This is a genomic window from Rossellomorea sp. GQ25 (assembly GCF_059758515.1).
Map to the genome: position 1 here is coordinate 246,399 of NZ_JCAXEQ010000004.1, position 18,078 is coordinate 264,476.

Here is an 18,078-nt window from a genome sequence, read left to right on the forward strand (position 1 = left end):
CCTTTAAATAAAGTCTGAGATTATGTTCTTAAGTTTTTTTAATGCATTCCCACGATGACTGATTTGACTTTTCTCATCTGGAGATAATTCAGCCATCGATTTTTGAAGAGTCGGAACGAAGAAAATCGGGTCGTAACCAAACCCATTCGTCCCTCTCTTTTCTTGCAGGATCATGCCTTCGCATGTTCCTGTCACCGTTCTGGTATCCCTATCAGGTCCAGCAATGGCTAAGATACAGTGAAAACGTGCCGTACGGTCGGAGCATTTTACAGCTTCAAGCTCTCGTAAGACCTTTTTCATATTCTCCTCGTCACTCTTTTCTTCACCGGCATAGCGTGCAGAATAGACTCCCGGCCGACCTTCCAAGGCATCGATGGCCAATCCGGAATCATCAGCAATCACCAGTTCACCTAATTCTTCCGCAACCGTTTCGGCCTTCAATATGGCATTTTCCTCAAACGTTTCACCGGTTTCTTCAACATCCTCAATGTGAGGAAGGTCTAGTAATGTTTGTACCTCATACCCGTATGGAGCAAACATATGTTGAAACTCTTTTGCTTTTCCCCTGTTTTTCGTGGCTATGATCACTCGTTTTGTCATCTACAATCTCACCCTTTATTGAAATCTTTTTACTATTTCACCTAATGATTGCTGTTGTATTTGGAATAGCTCGTGGATTCCTTCTTGTCCAAGTTTTAACAGTTGATGCAATTGGTCCATTGTAAAGGTTGCTTCTTCCCCTGTTCCCTGCAGCTCTACAAATTCGCCTTCACCCGTCATGATGATGTTCATATCCACTAATGCGCTGCTATCTTCTATATAATTCAAATCAAGAACCGCCCCATGCTCTTCAACAATCCCCACACTTGTGGCTGCCAAGAAACTTTTCAGTGGAAAAGAAGAGATTTTTTTGCTGTCTTGAAGCTTAGCCACTGCCATTGCCGTAGCAACGAAAGCCCCAGTGATCGAAGCCGTTCTTGTCCCGCCGTCTGCTTGAATGACATCACAATCAATCCAGATTGTACGTTCTCCTAAAGCATCCAAATCGACTACAGCTCTTAACGCCCTTCCAATAAGGCGTTGAATTTCCATTGTTCTTCCTGAAACCTTCCCTTTAGAAGATTCACGAATGTTTCTCGTTTCCGTTGCTCTTGGCAGCATGGAATATTCAGCCGTGATCCACCCTTTTCCACTGTTTCTCATAAAAGGAGGCACTCGTTCCTCGATGCTGGCATTACAAATGACCTTCGTTTCTCCAACCGTTATTAGGACGGAGCCTTCCGGATGCTTAACATAATCTGTCTCGATCTCAATATTCCGCAATTGATTCTTTTCTCTACCATCTGTTCTCATATCATTACCTCCTGTATTTTCGTACGTTATGTAAAGACGGTCTAATCAAAAATAGAAGAGGCGGCATTATGCCAACCTCTTTTCGATGTTTCTATAATAGTATATCAAAAAATAGTTATTTAAAAACTAATTGCATTCACATTTTCTGGTCTTGTCACTGGTTCTGTGATGGTTTCGCCGTCTTTAGACACTACCGTTGCTTCACCATTCACTAAAACAGAGACTCCTTTAATTCCTTTTTGCTCCGTTAAGGAGAGAACGAGAGAATTCAGCATATGTTCAGAAACCATTTTTTCTTCAAGGCTACCATAAACCGCTTCGTTAAAATTCAATGTAACGGTTCCGTCTTCAAGCTTCGGATCGTCTAATAGTTTGGCACCTGTAAAATCACTTGCAAGTGAAGAGGAATATCCTGGTCCCTCAATCAACTCTTTCACAACTGCCGTGACTTCATCCACTGAATTTGAGCTAACGCGTTTGGTAACAGGTACGTAATACGTTTTATCATCCGTTTGAGACACATAATAAACCGTTAGTGGTTTTGTGCTCGTAGGATCCACCACACCGGAAGTATCCACATTGATCCCGACTTTTCTCGTTAATCCTTTTTCATCAATCGGTGTTCCGTTAACAGGCATTTCAGTTAGTGGATATCCATTCACTCTAAGCTCTACTTTTTCAACAGAATCAAATTGAGTAAGCGTCCATGTAACGGATTGAAGAATTTTCTGCTCATCTTCAGGCTGGTAGTTATTGAACTCCGAAGAGAAATCGGCAATGGCCGTTCCGTCTTTAATATCGACCGTCACTTGCGTATCCGCCGGAAGCACGGCTCTAAAACCATTCGGCAGCACATTTTCAACCGGTCCATTTTTGACCAGATACTCAAGAGCTTGTTTAGCTACACTTTCTTCACCTGGAAGCGGCAACGATTGTGAGACAACATACCCATTTTTATCGATTAGATAAAGCTCTGTCATGACCGTTTCAGCCTTTGCTTCTTCCTTGCTCACTTCTTTCTCTGCGTCTTCTCCTTTAGCCGTATCCACTTTCTCCCCTTCTTTTAAGTAGGATAGGTCTTGAGGAGGATCGATTTTCTCTTTATCATCACCGAAACTAAGTAATCCACAACCTGAAAGATATACAGAAGAAGCTAAAATCGTTACAGCAATTGACACCTTTGCTTTTTTTGCCATTGGGAAACCTCCTAAAAGACAGTTTGTACTAACATGTATACGAGCCCGCTCTATAAAATAGACCGAAACTTTAATAAAAATAGTACACCCAAAAGCGGAGGCGGCTTGAACAGAGGCGACAAGCATAAGACGAGAACACCGGAAAGGCGTCCTTTGCCTTTTTGGTGTTCTTGACTTATGACCTCGAGCCTCTAGCCGCCGGAGCTGGATGACACCTAAAGCGGAGGCGGCTTGAACAGAGGCGACAAGCATAAGACGAGAACACCGGAAAGGCGCCCTTTGCCTTTTTGGTGTTCTTGACTTATGACCTCGAGCCTCTAGCCGCCGGAGCTGGATGACACCTAAAGCGGAGGCGGCTTGAACCTGAACTTAAACGACGGTGTATCGAATTTTGTAGAACGGTCGATATATTGAAAATATGGTTGATATAATAAAAAAACGGTTGATAAATTGAAATGACGGTCGATAAATCAGAATAACGGTTGATAAATTGAAATAACGGTCGATAAATCAGAATAACGGTTGATAAATTGAAATAACGGTCGATATCCCTGCCCCCGCACTCGCTCCATTCCCCCGGTGGAGTTAAATCCCTCCACCAGAGAAGGATTTCACTAACTTTCATCCCATTCATACCCAATTGACCATAAAAAACCAAAAAAACCACCCGATTACAAGATACTAATCCTGTAATCGAATGGTTTCTGCTTTCACTTCTCCAACTGTCAGCCAATCGGAGGCAATGCGTGAAAAGATGGCCGAGGACCCTGTGTTGAAAAAACGGTGTTCAGGTTTTTGTACTCCCCCGTATAGGAGATTGTAATAATCAAGAATCGTACTTACTTCCCGTGCCGTTTCATCTCCAGAGCTTATCACACTAACCTCCGGACCCATGTAGGCTTTGATCTTAGGCTGTAATAGCGGGTAGTGGGTGCACCCTAGAATCAGCGTATCAATATCCGAATCTTTAATAGGGCGGAGAGTCTCTTCTACTATTTCTTCCGCCATGGAGCCATTGTATTCTCCACTTTCTACTAAAGGGACAAATTTCGGACAGGCGAGTGACGTGACATCCAAGCTACCGTGCAGGGAGTGGAGCGCTTCTACATAGGCACCGCTATTAATCGTCCCCACTGTTCCAAGAACACCGATTCTCTTATTATGAGTATGCTTGATTGCTGCTCTGGCCCCGGGATGAATGACTCCTATAACCGGGATGTCCAAATGGGTTTGGATTTCATCCAGCACAACTGCAGTGGCGGTATTACATGCGATGATCAGCATTTTCATATCATATTGCATTAGATATTGGGTCATTTCCCATGTGAATATTTTCACTTCTTGAGCTGTTCTGGGTCCGTAGGGACAACGGGCTGTGTCACCAAGATAGTAGATGGTCTCTTTGGGTAACTGACGCATCACTTCTCTGGCAACGGTAAGCCCCCCAACCCCAGAATCAATGATGCCAATTGGTTGAATCACGTTATTCCCTCATTCTGGTTTCATTTCTTGATGCAGCTTAGCTAAATTATCTTTTAATAGTAACACTTCTTTTTCGGAGAAATCCGTCAGGACACTCTGTAAATAATTTTGCCTTTTATTGATGACTTCTTCAATAATTCTTTCGCCCTCTTTTAGCATATGAATCCGGACGACCCTACGATCATTTTCATCCTTCACGCGTTCCACCAACTGATTTTTCTCCATTCTATCAACGAGATCGGTTGTGGTACTGCAGGCAAGGTACATTTTATTCGAAAGATCACCAATGGTCATATCACCATATTCAAATAACCACTGCAGTGCGATGAACTGCGGCGGAGTGATGGTGTACTGACTTAATATTTCCCTTCCTTTTTGCTTAATGATCGATGATATGTAGCGCAGGTCTTTTTCTATATCTGCAACAACTTGTAATTCTCCAATGATTTCTTTAGAATTCGTCATGATTACTCTCCTTTTAAAATCAGAAACTGGACATGTACTCCTTATTGAAAACGGGATTCGATCACATAAGACCTTCCTGTTTTAGCTTCTATTATATTATGGGACCTAAGTGACCTTTCTTTCAGCCCAGACTTCCCCTACTAGCATTTTCGCCTTTTTCGGGTGAAAATTCAAGACAAGTTCGCAAATGATCCAGAACTAAAAGAGACTGACTCTCATTCAAACATTAATAGGTATCCGCGGAAGACCCGTTAATTGTTTGCCATTAGAATCAGTCCCTTACATTTAAAGCTTGAGTTCCCCCATGCGAAGAAGCTCTACAACAGCTTGAGATCGCCCCTTCACTCCAAGCTTTTGCATGGCGTTGGAAATATGATTTCGAACTGTTTTCTCGCTAATAAATAGATCACTAGCAATTTCTTTAGTTGTTTTGTCTTGAACTAACAGTTCGAATACTTCTTTTTCTCTTTTGGTGAGCAACGGTTTGTGTGTAAAATCATTGTCCTTCAATTATGGTAACCCTCCTTGCCTTCGCCAGCTTTAAACCGCGGGGATGGGTATTGTCGGTCGTCAGAATATCATATGTGAAGGGAGGGTTTAGAGTGACATAGAGGAGGAAGTTAAATGAAAAATAGGCAACGGTTTTTATAACACACTACGATAGGCTAAGAAACCGCCATTTTGCAGTCAAGCTTCGCCTTCATTTCTTCCGTCCAAGGGACTCCTTTTCCAGTCTGTTTTGATATTTGGACCATGGTTCCTCTACCTGTAAAGCAAACCTCTTCTTTTTCATTCAGACCCATATAGTGTAAATCCACTGAAGATTTCCCCACACTATTCGCCTTTACACACACCTTCAGCTGTTCGTCGAAGAATACTTGTTTGACAAAATCACATTGTAAATCTGCAACGACAGGAATCGTATCGTGTTCAGGTTTTACCCAGTTTTGCATAAACCCTTTGTGTTTAAAAAATTCGATTCTAGCTTCTTCGAAATAAGTGAATGGAATTGTATTGTTCATATGTCCAAACATATCAGTCTCGGAAAACCGAACCTTTATATGGATTGAAAACGAAAATTCTTTTTGCCATGTTTCTATATCTTCAATGTATGTAAAATGTTTCAAAATGGCTCCTCCTTTTGGAAAATGAATATAAGATAAGAAAATGAATGATCATTCATTATTTATTATAAGCTTTTTTTGAAAAATAAGAAACCTATAAAGAACAAAAAGCACTCCCCCAAAGGAAAGTGCTTTTTGTTTACCTGTTAATCAACCATATGGTCGCTTCCGAAGAAGTTTTTAAACATTTGGAACGTTGTTTCTCTGTTTAGTGCAGCAATGGAAGTCGTTAGAGGAATCCCCTTTGGACATGATTGAACACAGTTTTGAGAGTTCCCGCAGTTCGCAAGGCCTCCGTCGCCCATGATCGATTCAAGTCGCTCATCCTGATTCATGGCACCCGTTGGGTGAGCATTGAACAAACGGACCTGTGATAATGGAGCAGGACCGATGAAGTCCGATTTACTGTTTACGTTAGGACATGCTTCCAAACAAACACCACATGTCATACATTTAGATAATTCATACGCCCATTGACGTTTTTTCTCCGGCATACGCGGTCCGGGACCAAGATCGTATGTTCCATCAATTGGAATCCATGCTTTTACTTTCTTCAAGCTGTCGAACATGCGACTGCGGTCTACCTGCAAGTCACGAACAACAGGGAAAGTACGCATAGGCTCCAAGCGGATCGGTTGTTCTAATTGATCAACTAAAGCGGTACAAGACTGTCTTGGTTTCCCGTTGATCACCATTGAACAAGCTCCACATACTTCTTCCAAACAGTTCATATCCCAGTTGATCGGAGTAGTTTGTTCCCCTTTTGCATTGACCGGATTACGACGAATTTCCATCAGTGCAGAAATAACGTTCATATTCGGACGGTAATCAAGCTCGAACTCTTCTTGGAAAGGGGCTGTTTCCGGGCTTTCTTGACGAGTTATGATAAAACGGACTCTTTTGTTTTCACTCATCATTTATTCCCCCCTTTTTTCTTAGAATAGTCACGCTTACGTGGTGCAATCAGTGAAGTATCTACTTCCTCGTAATGGAATTCAGGTGAATTCGTTGAAGCATTGTATTTAGCCATCGTTGTTTTCAGGAATTCTTCATCATTACGTTCAGGGAAGTCAGGTTTATAGTGAGCTCCACGGCTCTCGTTACGATTTAAAGCACCGATTGTAATAACACGTGCCAGTTGCAGCATGTTCCACAATTGACGGGTGAATGTTGCCCCTTGGTTGCTCCATTTAGCCGTGTCATTGATATTGATGTTTTGGTAACGTTCCATTAATTCCTGGATCTTTTCATCTGTCTGTTTCAGCTTATCGTTATGACGTACAACGGTCACGTTATCCGTCATCCACTCACCAAGTTCTTTATGAATGACATAGGCGTTCTCAGTACCATTCATGGACATGATGTTGTTCCATTTTTCTTCTTCCTGTTTTACATAACGATCGAAAAGAGAAGAAGGGACGGATTCAACTGTTTTCTCAAGCCCTGCAATATATTTAATAGCATTAGGACCTGCAACCATACCACCATATATAGCGGATAGTAATGAGTTCGCTCCTAAACGGTTACCTCCGTGCTGAGAATAATCACACTCACCAGCAGCGAATAAACCAGGGATATTGGTCATTTGATCATAATCTACCCATAGTCCACCCATTGAATAGTGAACCGCAGGGAAGATTTTCATTGGTACTTTACGTGGGTCATCACCCATGAACTTCTCATAGATTTCGATGATTCCGCCAAGCTTAATATCAAGCTCTTTTGAATCTTTATGAGATAGATCCAGGTAAACCATGTTTTCACCGTTAATACCAAGCTTTTGATTTACGCACACATCAAAGATTTCACGTGTTGCGATATCACGGGGTACAAGGTTTCCGTATGCAGGATACTTCTCTTCAAGGAAGTACCACGGCTTTCCATCTTTATATGTCCAGACTCGTCCACCTTCACCACGGGCCGATTCACTCATGAGACGAAGCTTATCGTCCCCTGGAATGGCTGTCGGGTGAATTTGAATGAACTCACCATTTGCATAGTAAGCACCTTGTTGATATACGATCGATGCTGCTGAACCTGTATTGATAACAGAGTTGGTGGATTTACCGAAGATAATTCCAGGTCCTCCTGTTGCCATGATGACTGCATCAGCTGCGAACGATTTAATTTCCATCGTTTGAAGGTTTTGAGCAACGATTCCTCTTGCCACTCCTTCATCATCCACCACAACGCCAAGGAATTCCCAACCTTCGAACTTATTCACTAGCCCTGCTACTTCATGACGACGAACCTGCTCGTCCAACGCATACAATAATTGTTGACCAGTCGTAGCTCCAGCGAAAGCTGTTCTATGATGCTGCGTTCCACCGAAACGACGGAAATCCAGTAATCCTTCCGGTGTACGATTAAACATTACTCCCATACGATCAAGTAAATGAATAATCCCCGGTGCCGCTTCAGTCATTGCTTTAACAGGCGGTTGGTTCGCTAAGAAATCCCCACCATATACTGTATCATCAAAATGTTCCCAAGGAGAATCTCCTTCTCCCTTGGTATTAACGGCTCCGTTAATACCACCTTGTGCACATACAGAGTGAGAACGCTTAACGGGTACCAGTGAGAATAAATCTACTTGCGTTCCTTTTTCTGCTGCTTTAATTGTGGCCATCAGGCCGGCTAAACCGCCACCGACAACGATGATTTTGCCTTTACTCATCGTGACTCACTCCTTTTCCTACCATACTTCAGAGCATTTATTTAATCTATTAGACTCGTATCTATTTCTTCTTATACGAAGGCAAAAATTGCACGCATACCGACAACCGATAACGCTACAAAGATTCCGATCGTAACATATGTAGCAATTAATTGAGAACGAGGTGAAACTGTAATTCCCCAGCTCACGCAGAATGACCATAAACCATTCGCAAAGTGGAAGATCGTTGAAAGAACACCCAGCACATAAAACCCTAGCATAAATGGATTAGATAAGATGTTTTCCATCATTTGAAAGTTCACTTCAGCCCCAAATGCTGCTGCTACTCTTGTTTCCCATACATGCCAAGTAACAAAAATAAATGTGATTACTCCAGACACACGTTGAAGTAAAAACATCCAGTTACGGAAATAACCAAACTTACTTGCATTGTTCTTAGAAGTGAATGCAATGTAAATTCCGTAGATTGCATGGAAATACAATGGAAGGAAGATGATAAAAATTTCAAGGAAATAACGGAAAGGTAGACTTTCCATGAAGTGTGCCGCCTGGTTAAATGATTCTTCCCCACCAGTGGCAAAATGGTTCACGACTAAATGTTGTGTTAAAAATAATCCAACTGGAATAACACCTAGCAATGAATGAAGCCTGCGATAATTAAATTCTCGATTTCCAGCCATGATTTACCCCCCTTAATGATAAAATATGAATTCGTTTTCTAATGCATTTTTAAGAATGACTAGACGACGATACATATTTTATATTGTAACAATAATGTGACATGTTCATTTTACTCCCAAGGAGTGGAAGCGTCAAGAAAACGTATACATAAATTCGACAATACCGCAAAAATATTTTCAATATATTGATAACAGAAAAGGTGAGGTATTGTCTGGTTAAATGTTCGAAAATTCAAATAAATATCAAATAAAAGTTATATCACCAAAATATCCCAAGGTCATTTTTTCGAGGTATGGGATGATAAATCCCCTTTTCATGTATATAATAGTTTTATAGAAAGAGGGGATTTACTTGGAACAGAAAAAAGAAGAAGTACATCAACTGTCCGTTCCAATCTTCGGATATGAAATGTTACGTGACATATTGATTCCAGAAATTTTAGGAAAGCATACACCCGATATTTTATACTGGGGTGGAAAACAACTCTCTCGGAAATTCCCCCTTCAGTCATCAGAGGAACTGATATCGTTTTTCGCTGAAGCCGGCTGGGGAACTCTTGCACTTCTGGAACAAAAAAAGAATGAGATGACCTTTGAAATAAGCGGACCGGTGATAGAACGACGCGTTGCCTTAAAGTCGGATGTAACATTCAAACTGGAAACGGGCTTTCTAGCCGAACAAGTACAGTTACAAAAGAAATGTGTGGCAGAAGCTGCCGACGAACTACATAAACGGAGTCATTCAGTGAAAGTGATTGTAAGATGGGACGAGAAAGATAAAGTAGAATAGTCCTTACCGACATCCCTTTCATACTCTAATTAAGGGTTGCCCTTCAATTGATGGGGCAACCCTTTTTCACTTGTCCCGCTCTCTGCTACTGGGTATTATAACGTGACTTCTTCCATCTTCACCGCGTCCAGGTTAAATGCGGTATGTAGGACGCCTGCTGCTTTTTGCATATTTTTCTCGTCTACGACTGCAGATACTTTGATTTCAGACGTGCTGACCATTTTCACCACGATATCATTTTGAGCTAACACTTCGAACATTTCCGCTGCCACACCTGGATTTGAGATCATACCAGAGCCAACGATCGATACTTTTGCAAGCTCACTTTCATGTTCAACATGGGTGAATCCTAATTGCTCTTTGTTTCGTTCCAGAACGACAAGGGTTTCCTCCAGGTCTTGTTCTTTAATAGAGAATGATAAATTGGTCATATTCTGATCGGTCTGGCTTTGAATAATAATATCTACATTCAGATGATTTTTGGCTAAAGTGGTAAACACAGAAGATAGTCCCGTTAATGCGTTCCCTAGTCCAAATACAGTTACACGCGTTATTTCACCTTCAAATGCTACGCCTCTCACAATCAGGTTTTGTTCCATGCTTGCTTCCTCCTCAATATACGTTCCTTCAACTTTTTCAATACTGGATCTGACCTCTAACGGAATTTGATAGTTCTTGGCAAATTCCACTGCCCGTGGATGCAGGACTCCAGCCCCTAAATTAGCCAGTTCCAACATTTCATCATAGGAAATGGACGGTAACTTTCTTGCTCCTTTAATATAACGCGGGTCCGTCGTATACACCCCGTCTACATCTGTATAAATATCACAGCGCTCTGCTTTCAGGGCAGCTGCAATCGCAACGGCGGTTGTATCCGATCCACCACGACCGAGAGTTGTAATTTCCCCCGCTTCTGTCATCCCTTGGAATCCTGCTACGATCACAACTCTTCCCGATTGAAGGTGACTCAACATCTTTTCAGTATGAATATTGGTGATCCTCGCATTGCTGTGAACGGATTCCGTCTCGATCCCGGCCTGCCAGCCTGTGAATGAGATGGCATCGTGTCCGGATTGAATCAGGGCCATCGTGAGGAGTGAAATGGTGACTTGCTCTCCTGTAGATAGAAGCATATCCATTTCTCTCTTACTCGGTTGTGATGTAATTTCCCTTGCCAAACCAACAAGTGTATCCGTGGTTTTCCCCATGGCAGATACCACGACCACAACATCATTTCCTCTTTCTTTTTCTTCTGCGATTCTTGACGCAACATTTTGAATTCTTTCTACAGAACCTACTGAAGTCCCACCGAATTTTTGAACAATAATACTCACAGCTTCTCCCTCTTTCTCATTGAGTGCATCGTTACGACTCATTTTTTGATGGTGAAGAGTACAATCACAATCATCCTAAACGTTCATGGAACAGGTTCATCACCTGCGCTGGATAATAAAAAAAGCAATGAGAATAATATCTCATTGCTTTATGAACATACAGCAGAACATACAAAATAGGTTCATGGGCATTGTGAGATAGCTCTCCAAGATTGAATCATCTTGACAATCCTACATTTCTTAAACGTAGAACCAGCGGAATCAGCATGAGACCAAAACCACTTCGGCGAATCTCCCCTTTCCAGGCATCTCAACAGAGCTCATACTCCTCTTTACCTGTACTTTTGAAGCTCGCACCTCTATCACCACTTTAAAAAGTGATAATGTTATAAATTTTCGTTAATTATAGCACATAAGAATTTGTGATTCAATGCACATTTCCAAATTAAATTCATTTTAATTATTGTTTCACGTCGTAAATTCTGTTGCTATTTTGTAGGAGCGATTAGTGGTTGATTTCCGCTCCAGGTGCTCGCTTTCCGCGGGGCGTGAGTTGAGCCTCCTCGGGCTTCGCCCTGCGGGGTCTCAACTGTCCAGCTACGGGGCTTAGGGGCTCGAGGTCATAAGCCAAGTCTGCCAAAAAGGCAAAGAGCGCCTTTCCGGCAGACTCGTCTTATGCTTGTCGCCCCTAGGCAAAGCCCCTCGGCTTTTCGTACTTTCCCGCTATTCCCGCAGGAGTCGAGCACCTTCCACTCCAATCAACTATCATAATCAACTGCATTTACTGTTTCTAACATCCCCTATTTCAACTTCTCCACCAATACCTTAGCAACAGCTTCTGGAATCCCTATCTCAATAAATTCCTCAACCGTTGCTTCCTTGATCTTCTTCATGGAGCCGAAGTGTTTTAATAGCTGTTTCTTTCGTTTCGGACCAATCCCATCAATGTCATCAAGAGTCGACTGGAAGGCGCTCTTTCCTCTAAGCTGTCTGTGGAACGTAATGGCAAATCGGTGGACTTCATCCTGGATCCGCTGCAGCAAGTAAAATTCCTGGCTTCTCTTTTCAAGAGGAACAATTTGCAAGGGATTCCCATACAGCAGTTCCGACGTCTGATGCTTATCGTCTTTCGCAAGGCCGCCAAGCGGGATATCCAACCCCAACTCATTCTCAATGACATCCCTCGCCGCTTCAATCTGCCCTTTTCCCCCATCGATGATAATGAGATCCGGTAAAGGAAGACCATCTTTTAAAACTCTCGTATACCGTCTGCGAACGACCTCCCTCATGGAATCATAATCATCAGGGCCTCTCACGGTTTTAATCTTATACTTTCGATACTCTTTCTTCGCCGGTTTCCCGTCAAGGAATACGATCATCGCAGACACAGGGTCCGAACCTTGAATATTCGAGTTATCAAATGCTTCGATCCGGAAAGGAGTATAAATGCCCATATGCTCCCCAAGACGTTCTATCGCCTTAATCGTCCGTTCTTCATCTCTTTCAATCAGAGCGAATTTTTCTTCAAGCGCCTGCTTCGCATTTTTCTCGGCAAGCTTGACCAACTCTTTCTTCTTTCCCCGTTTAGGCTTGGTGATTTTCACCTCTATCAGCTTAGCAGCCAGTTCTTCATCAATCTCCTCTGGCAAAAATAGTTCCTTTGGCTTAAAATGATTGGATTTCGAATAAAACTGACCTAAGAAAGTCAGAAATTCGTCCTCGGGTTCATTGTAGAGAGGGAAGAGTGACACATCCCGTTCAATGAGCTTTCCTTGACGCACAAAGAATACTTGTACACACATCCAGCCTTTATCTACGGAATATCCGAACACATCCCGATCAGTGAAATCGGTCATGGTCATCTTTTGCTTTTCCATTGTCGCCTCAATGTGAAGGATTTGATCACGAAATTCCTTCGCTCTCTCAAATTCCAGATTCTCTGCTGCTTCCTTCATTTTCACCGTTAATTGATTCTTGATATCTTTGTATCCGCCATTCAGGAACTTGGAAATTTCGTCAGTCATTTCTCTATATGTGTCTTTGCTTACTTCTTTGATACAAGGAGCCAGACATTGACCCATATGATAATACAAGCAGGCTCTATCAGGAAGGGTAGTGCATTTTCGTAACGGATACAAACGATCCAGAAGTTTTTTCGTTTCATTAGCGGCTCCTGCGTTGGGATACGGACCAAAGTATCGGCCTTTCCCTCTTTGGACTTTGCGGGTCGTAATAAGTCTTGGGTGCCTCTCGTTCGTTAATTTGATAAACGGATAGCTTTTATCATCCTTTAACATGACATTGTATTTAGGGTCATATTTTTTGATCAGGTTCATTTCAAGCACAAGGGCTTCCAAATCAGAAGAGGTCATGATGTACTCGAAGTCCTCAATTTCACCTACCAACCGTTGAGTCTTGGCATCATGAGAACCGGTAAAATAAGAGCGCACACGATTCTTCAATACTTTTGCTTTACCCACATAAATAATCGTACCTTGTCTGTCTTTCATCAAATAACATCCCGGTTGATCCGGTAATAGAGCTAATTTATTTGTAATGGTAGGGTTCATCGTCTCTCTCCTCTCTTGTCTGCCCATTTATAGACGGTGATGGTTGAATGAACAGGATCGAATCACTCCTGTAAATGAGAAATGATTAGACTTTTTCTGTTTAAGCACACTGGTAGCTTGAGGAAATTCAGTGTGGTAAAAGACCGTTCACCTTTAATTTTAATCACTTTTAATTTTTCTCTCCAAATAAAAAACCAACTCAGTCTGAAATTCCTTCTTAGCCTATTGTAAGGCTTTCAATGAATGGATTCCAATCAGAAGTTGGTTTAATGGGTTAAGCATTTATATTTTTCATACGATCTGATTTTTTTGATTGCCATAGAGTGAGGCGGCTTGGTCAAAGACAACAAGTATCAGGGCTGATTAACCAGGATCTAGCTGTCTGATAGATATTTTAATACAATATAAAACCGGGGCTCACAAATCGAGCCCCGGTGTATAAAAGATTATCTTATACGTGTTTGTTTAATAGTTCAGCAAGTGCTTCCTTAGGTTGGAATCCGATTACTTTATCAACAACTTCACCGTCTTTAAGGACAACTAAAGTCGGGATACTCATAACCCCGTATTTACCTGCTGTTTCCTGGTTTTCATCAACGTCAACTTTGATGATTTTTACTTTGTCGCCCATTTCTCCATCTAACTCTTCCAGTACTGGAGCGATCATCTTACAAGGTCCACACCAAGGTGCCCAGAAATCCGCTAATACCAGTCCAGAATTTGTTTCAGTTGAAAATGATTGATCAGTAGCGTGTGTAATTGCCATTTATATGCGCCTCCTAAAATCTTTGAATGTAACGTTAGTATATCACCGTTTTTTTTGTGATGCTATTAATCTGCTCGTAGGTAATATTCCCTTCAGATAACGGAATATACAGGGTAGAAAAATAGGAGCAGCCATCCGGCTGCATCCTTATTTTTACTACATAATATGTTCATACCCTATAGACGCTACTTTAAAACGTCAATTGAATTTAAGAAGAGGATACTTTAAGCTTTTTAAACTCTTCAGTCAGCATCGGCACCACTTCGAACAGGTCACCCACGATTCCATAATCCGCTACATTAAAGATGTTCGCTTCAGAATCTTTGTTGATCGCAACGATGACTTTTGAATTCGACATACCCGCTAAATGCTGGATAGCTCCAGAAATACCACATGCAATATAAAGGTCAGGTGTTACGACTTTACCTGTCTGACCAATCTGCAGGGAATAGTCACAGTAGTCGGCATCACATGCTCCACGAGATGCTCCTACAGCTCCACCAAGAACATCCGCCAGTTCTTTAAGCGGGTTGAATCCATCTTCACTTTTCACTCCGCGTCCTCCGGCGATAATGACTTTCGCTTCAGATAGGTCAACACCTTCGCTTGCTTTACGTACGACTTCTTTAATGATTGTGCGTAAGTCTTTAATATCAACGGAAAGGGAAGAAACTTCTCCTGTACGTGACTCATCTTTCGCTAAAGGCTCGATGTTATTTGGACGGATCGTCGCAAAAATCACACCGCCAGTCACAATTTTCTTTTCAAATGCTTTCCCGGAATAAATCGGTCTTGTGAAAACGAGGTTCCCGCCAGCTTCTTCAAGATCAGTTGCATCAGAAATCAATCCTGTGCTTAGCTTACTGGCCACTTTAGGAGACAAGTCTTTTCCAAGTGCAGTATGTCCGAAGATGATTCCTTCAGGCTTCTCTTGCTCAATAACCGATAGAACTGCTTGTGAATATCCATCTGACGTATACTGCTCCAGTTTATCATCTTCCACAACCACTACTTTATCAGCACCATATTGAATCATTTCATTGCCTAAAGCGCTTACACTTTTGCCGATTAGAACTGCTACAACTTCTCCGCCTTCAGATACTGTTTTACCTGCCGCAATCGCTTCAAAGGAAACATTACGTAATGATCCGTCCCGAACTTCTCCAAGTACTAATACTTTTCTCGCCATGTTAAATACCCCCTGAATGTTAGTTATTACTACTTCTTAGCCTTATATAACTTTCGCTTCATTGCGAAGAAGTGAAACAAGCTCTGATACTTGAGCATCCAATTCGCCTTCTAATACTTTACCCGCTTCCTTCTTCGGTGGAAGGTAGATTTCAATTGTTTTTGTCTTCGCTTCTACTTCATCTTCGTCTAAATCAATATCATCCAATTCCACTTCATCTAAAGGCTTTTTCTTCGCTTTCATGATTCCTGGAAGTGATGGATATCGTGGTTCGTTCAATCCTTGCTGTGCCGTTACCAGTAGAGGTAGAGATGTTTCAATTACTTCTGAATCCCCTTCTACGTCACGTGTGACTGTTACCGTTCCGCCATCCATTTCTAATTTCGTAATCGTTGTTACATAAGGGATATCAAGCTGTTCTGCTACACGTGGTCCAACTTGTCCAGATCCACCATCGATCGCAACATTACCTGCCAGGATTAAATCTACTTCCTGTTCTTTTAAATAGTGGGCAAGAATTTTGGCTGTAGTGAATTGATCACCATGATCAAGGTCATCCTCTGTGTTGATCAGGACTGCTTTATCTGCACCCATTGCCAGTGCTGTTCTCAGTTGCTTTTCACTTTCTTCTCCGCCAACTGTCACAACCGTCACTTCTCCACCATGTGCATCGCGAACTTGAATAGCTTCTTCCACGGCATATTCATCGTAAGGATTTATGATAAATTCAGCTCCATCTTCAGCAATTTGACCGTTTTGGATCGAAATTTTCTCCTCAGTATCAAACGTTCTTTTCAAAAGTACATAGATGTTCATGCGTAAGTCCCTCCTAATAATGTAAACATTCTTTCCCTTAAAAAGATTTTGACAATTTAACCCCTTTGAATGGGCAGCTTGAACATTCAAGACTGCCCCTCACTAAGAGTTTACTATATTACAAGAATGTATTCTAGCCTTTAAAGTGCGGTTCTCTCTTTTCAACAAACGCTGAAATACCCTCTTTGGCGTCACGAGATACAAATACCTCACCGAAAAGATCCGATTCTCTCATTACGCCTTCATAGAATCGGTCATCTTTTGTATAACTTAACAGCTCAATGGCTGCTTTCATCGCCCCTGGGCTCTTCTTCGCAATCTTATCGGCCATTTTCTTCGCTTTATCGAAGAGCTGATCTTCAGGATATGCTTTATTGGCAAGTCCCCACTGTACAGCTTCTGTTCCGCTGATTGGCTCACTCGTTAATAGCATTTCTGCCGCTTTTGCTCTCCCTACCAATTTCGGCAAGCGCTGAGAGCCTGCAAAACCAGGTACAAGCCCTAGCTGAAGCTCCGGTAGACCGAGCTTTGCATTCTCGCTAACCAATCGGATGTGACATCCCATTGCAAGCTCCAATCCTCCGCCTAGAGCTGCGCCATGGATTGCTGCAATGATCGGCTTTGAAAAGTTCTCCATTCGCTCAAAAACGTCTTGGCCTTTTTTCGCCAATTTAGAGAATTCTTCACCCGTTTCAATCGTTGTGAATTCTTTAATGTCAGCTCCTGCAGAGAAGAATCGCCCCTCACCCTTCAGTAAGATCGCCCGTACTTCAGCGTTTTCTTCAAGCTCATCCAGAACTGCATCGATTTCTTTAATAAGTCCACTGGCTAAAGCATTAGCAGGAGGTCTTTGGATTAGAACCGTTGCTACCTTTCCCTCTAATGACCATGATAAACTTTCCATCTCTCATCCCCCTAAACTAATTTAGTTCCTGCCGCCACACCCATGAAGTAATAGTTTGTGAATAGCAGGGACTTGAGCTACTAAGTCATATTTCTGATCGTTCATCACCCACGTTGTCACCATTTCATCCAGAGTCCCGAAGATCATTTGACGAGCCAGCCGGACATCCAGATCACTTGAAAACTCTCCGGATTCTATTCCGCTAATCAGAATTTTATCTACTAATTGCAGATATCCTTTTAATACATCGTTGATTTTTAAGCGGATATCCTTATTGGATTGCCTGAGCTCCAGTTGTGTCACAATCGCTAGATGGTGATCATCCGACAGAATTTTACAATGATTTTCAATCATCACTAATAATTTCTCTGAAACTGTCTGTTTTCCTGCTATAACTTCCTCAATTTTTTCTACAAAAAGTACCATTTTTTCTTTAAACAACGAAATCAGGATATCTTCTTTATTTTTAAAATAGAGATAAATCGTTCCATCAGCGACTCCAGCCTGCTTCGCAATCTTGGATACTTGTGCCTGATGGTAACCATTTTCAGCTATAACGATCACAGCAGCATCGATAATTTGCTTGTATTTAGGTTTATTTCGTTTCATAAGTTCTTGACCTGCCTTAAGTAAATATGAATGATTATTCATTCATATTTTATAATAAAAGGTTACTCTTTACTTGTCAAGAAGAGATGCCTTGTCCCATTATACAGCAAAAAGAAAAAGCCA

Annotated in this window: 18 protein-coding genes and 1 riboswitch; of the genes, 1 reads left to right on the top strand and 17 read right to left on the bottom strand. The window is 41.8% G+C overall.

What is annotated here, in order from left to right; translation table 11 throughout:
- Positions 1 to 3 precede the first annotated feature (3 nt).
- The 10 genes from AC6CIB_RS14615 to AC6CIB_RS14660 form a co-directional block, all read right to left on the bottom strand.
- Complete coding sequence (locus tag AC6CIB_RS14615) at positions 4 to 600, bottom strand: XTP/dITP diphosphatase (RefSeq protein WP_498281818.1); 597 nt, start codon at positions 598 to 600, stop codon at positions 4 to 6.
- A gap of 15 nt (positions 601 to 615) precedes the next feature.
- Positions 616 to 1,353, bottom strand: a complete 738-nt coding sequence (rph, locus tag AC6CIB_RS14620) for a ribonuclease PH (protein ID WP_498281820.1) — start codon at positions 1,351 to 1,353, stop codon at positions 616 to 618.
- A gap of 119 nt (positions 1,354 to 1,472) precedes the next feature.
- A complete protein-coding gene (locus AC6CIB_RS14625; RefSeq protein ID WP_498281822.1) occupies positions 1,473 to 2,549 on the bottom strand; it encodes a GerMN domain-containing protein in 1,077 nt (358 codons plus the stop codon).
- A gap of 681 nt (positions 2,550 to 3,230) precedes the next feature.
- Positions 3,231 to 4,031: a glutamate racemase gene (gene racE, locus AC6CIB_RS14630; protein WP_498281824.1), complete on the bottom strand. Its 801-nt coding sequence runs from the start codon at positions 4,029 to 4,031 to the stop codon at positions 3,231 to 3,233.
- A gap of 9 nt (positions 4,032 to 4,040) precedes the next feature.
- Complete coding sequence (locus tag AC6CIB_RS14635; protein ID WP_498281826.1) at positions 4,041 to 4,496, bottom strand: MarR family winged helix-turn-helix transcriptional regulator; 456 nt, start codon at positions 4,494 to 4,496, stop codon at positions 4,041 to 4,043.
- A 285-nt stretch (positions 4,497 to 4,781) separates the two neighbouring features.
- Complete coding sequence (locus AC6CIB_RS14640) at positions 4,782 to 5,006, bottom strand: helix-turn-helix domain-containing protein (protein WP_032087424.1); 225 nt, start codon at positions 5,004 to 5,006, stop codon at positions 4,782 to 4,784.
- A gap of 155 nt (positions 5,007 to 5,161) precedes the next feature.
- Positions 5,162 to 5,623, bottom strand: a complete 462-nt coding sequence (locus AC6CIB_RS14645; protein WP_324744757.1) for an acyl-CoA thioesterase — start codon at positions 5,621 to 5,623, stop codon at positions 5,162 to 5,164.
- Positions 5,624 to 5,766: 143 nt separating this feature from the next.
- Positions 5,767 to 6,534 (bottom strand): succinate dehydrogenase iron-sulfur subunit, encoded by a 768-nt coding sequence (gene sdhB / locus AC6CIB_RS14650; RefSeq protein ID WP_299739653.1) that lies wholly within the window; start codon positions 6,532 to 6,534, stop codon positions 5,767 to 5,769.
- Positions 6,534 to 8,297: a succinate dehydrogenase flavoprotein subunit gene (sdhA, locus tag AC6CIB_RS14655; protein ID WP_498281829.1), complete on the bottom strand. Its 1,764-nt coding sequence runs from the start codon at positions 8,295 to 8,297 to the stop codon at positions 6,534 to 6,536. Before sdhA ends, sdhB begins: the two co-directional genes overlap by 1 nt.
- Positions 8,298 to 8,368: 71 nt before the next feature.
- On the bottom strand, positions 8,369 to 8,977 hold the full coding sequence (locus AC6CIB_RS14660) for a succinate dehydrogenase cytochrome b558 subunit (protein ID WP_044340478.1): 609 nt from the start codon (positions 8,975 to 8,977) through the stop codon (positions 8,369 to 8,371).
- 352 nt (positions 8,978 to 9,329) lie between these two features.
- Here AC6CIB_RS14660 and AC6CIB_RS14665 point away from each other — a divergent pair, with 352 nt between their 5' ends.
- Complete coding sequence (locus AC6CIB_RS14665; RefSeq protein ID WP_498281831.1) at positions 9,330 to 9,767, top strand: YslB family protein; 438 nt, start codon at positions 9,330 to 9,332, stop codon at positions 9,765 to 9,767.
- 95 nt (positions 9,768 to 9,862) lie between these two features.
- Here the strand turns inward: AC6CIB_RS14665 and AC6CIB_RS14670 are convergent, their stop codons facing one another.
- The 7 genes from AC6CIB_RS14670 to fadR all read right to left on the bottom strand — a co-directional run bounded on the left by AC6CIB_RS14670 (position 9,863) and on the right by fadR (position 17,955).
- Complete coding sequence (locus AC6CIB_RS14670; RefSeq protein WP_498281833.1) at positions 9,863 to 11,101, bottom strand: aspartate kinase; 1,239 nt, start codon at positions 11,099 to 11,101, stop codon at positions 9,863 to 9,865.
- Positions 11,102 to 11,292: 191 nt separating this feature from the next.
- A riboswitch (Lysine riboswitch) is annotated at positions 11,293 to 11,471 on the bottom strand.
- A gap of 430 nt (positions 11,472 to 11,901) precedes the next feature.
- Positions 11,902 to 13,671, bottom strand: a complete 1,770-nt coding sequence (gene uvrC / locus AC6CIB_RS14675; protein WP_498281835.1) for an excinuclease ABC subunit UvrC — start codon at positions 13,669 to 13,671, stop codon at positions 11,902 to 11,904.
- 451 nt (positions 13,672 to 14,122) lie between these two features.
- Entirely contained in the window at positions 14,123 to 14,437 is a 315-nt protein-coding gene (gene trxA / locus AC6CIB_RS14680) for a thioredoxin (RefSeq protein WP_498281837.1), read from the bottom strand.
- 208 nt (positions 14,438 to 14,645) lie between these two features.
- Positions 14,646 to 15,626, bottom strand: coding sequence for an electron transfer flavoprotein subunit alpha/FixB family protein (locus AC6CIB_RS14685; protein ID WP_498281839.1), 981 nt, complete (start codon positions 15,624 to 15,626; stop codon positions 14,646 to 14,648).
- A 42-nt stretch (positions 15,627 to 15,668) separates the two neighbouring features.
- Positions 15,669 to 16,442 carry an electron transfer flavoprotein subunit beta/FixA family protein gene (locus tag AC6CIB_RS14690; protein ID WP_498281841.1) on the bottom strand — a complete coding sequence of 258 codons (774 nt, stop codon included), beginning with the start codon at positions 16,440 to 16,442 and terminating at the stop codon, positions 15,669 to 15,671.
- A 133-nt stretch (positions 16,443 to 16,575) separates the two neighbouring features.
- A complete protein-coding gene (locus AC6CIB_RS14695; RefSeq protein WP_498281843.1) occupies positions 16,576 to 17,346 on the bottom strand; it encodes an enoyl-CoA hydratase in 771 nt (256 codons plus the stop codon).
- Positions 17,347 to 17,367: 21 nt separating this feature from the next.
- The gene (fadR, locus tag AC6CIB_RS14700; protein ID WP_341356695.1) at positions 17,368 to 17,955 is read right to left on the bottom strand and encodes a fatty acid metabolism transcriptional regulator FadR; all 588 of its coding nucleotides are present in this window, start codon (positions 17,953 to 17,955) and stop codon (positions 17,368 to 17,370) included.
- Positions 17,956 to 18,078 lie beyond the last annotated feature (123 nt).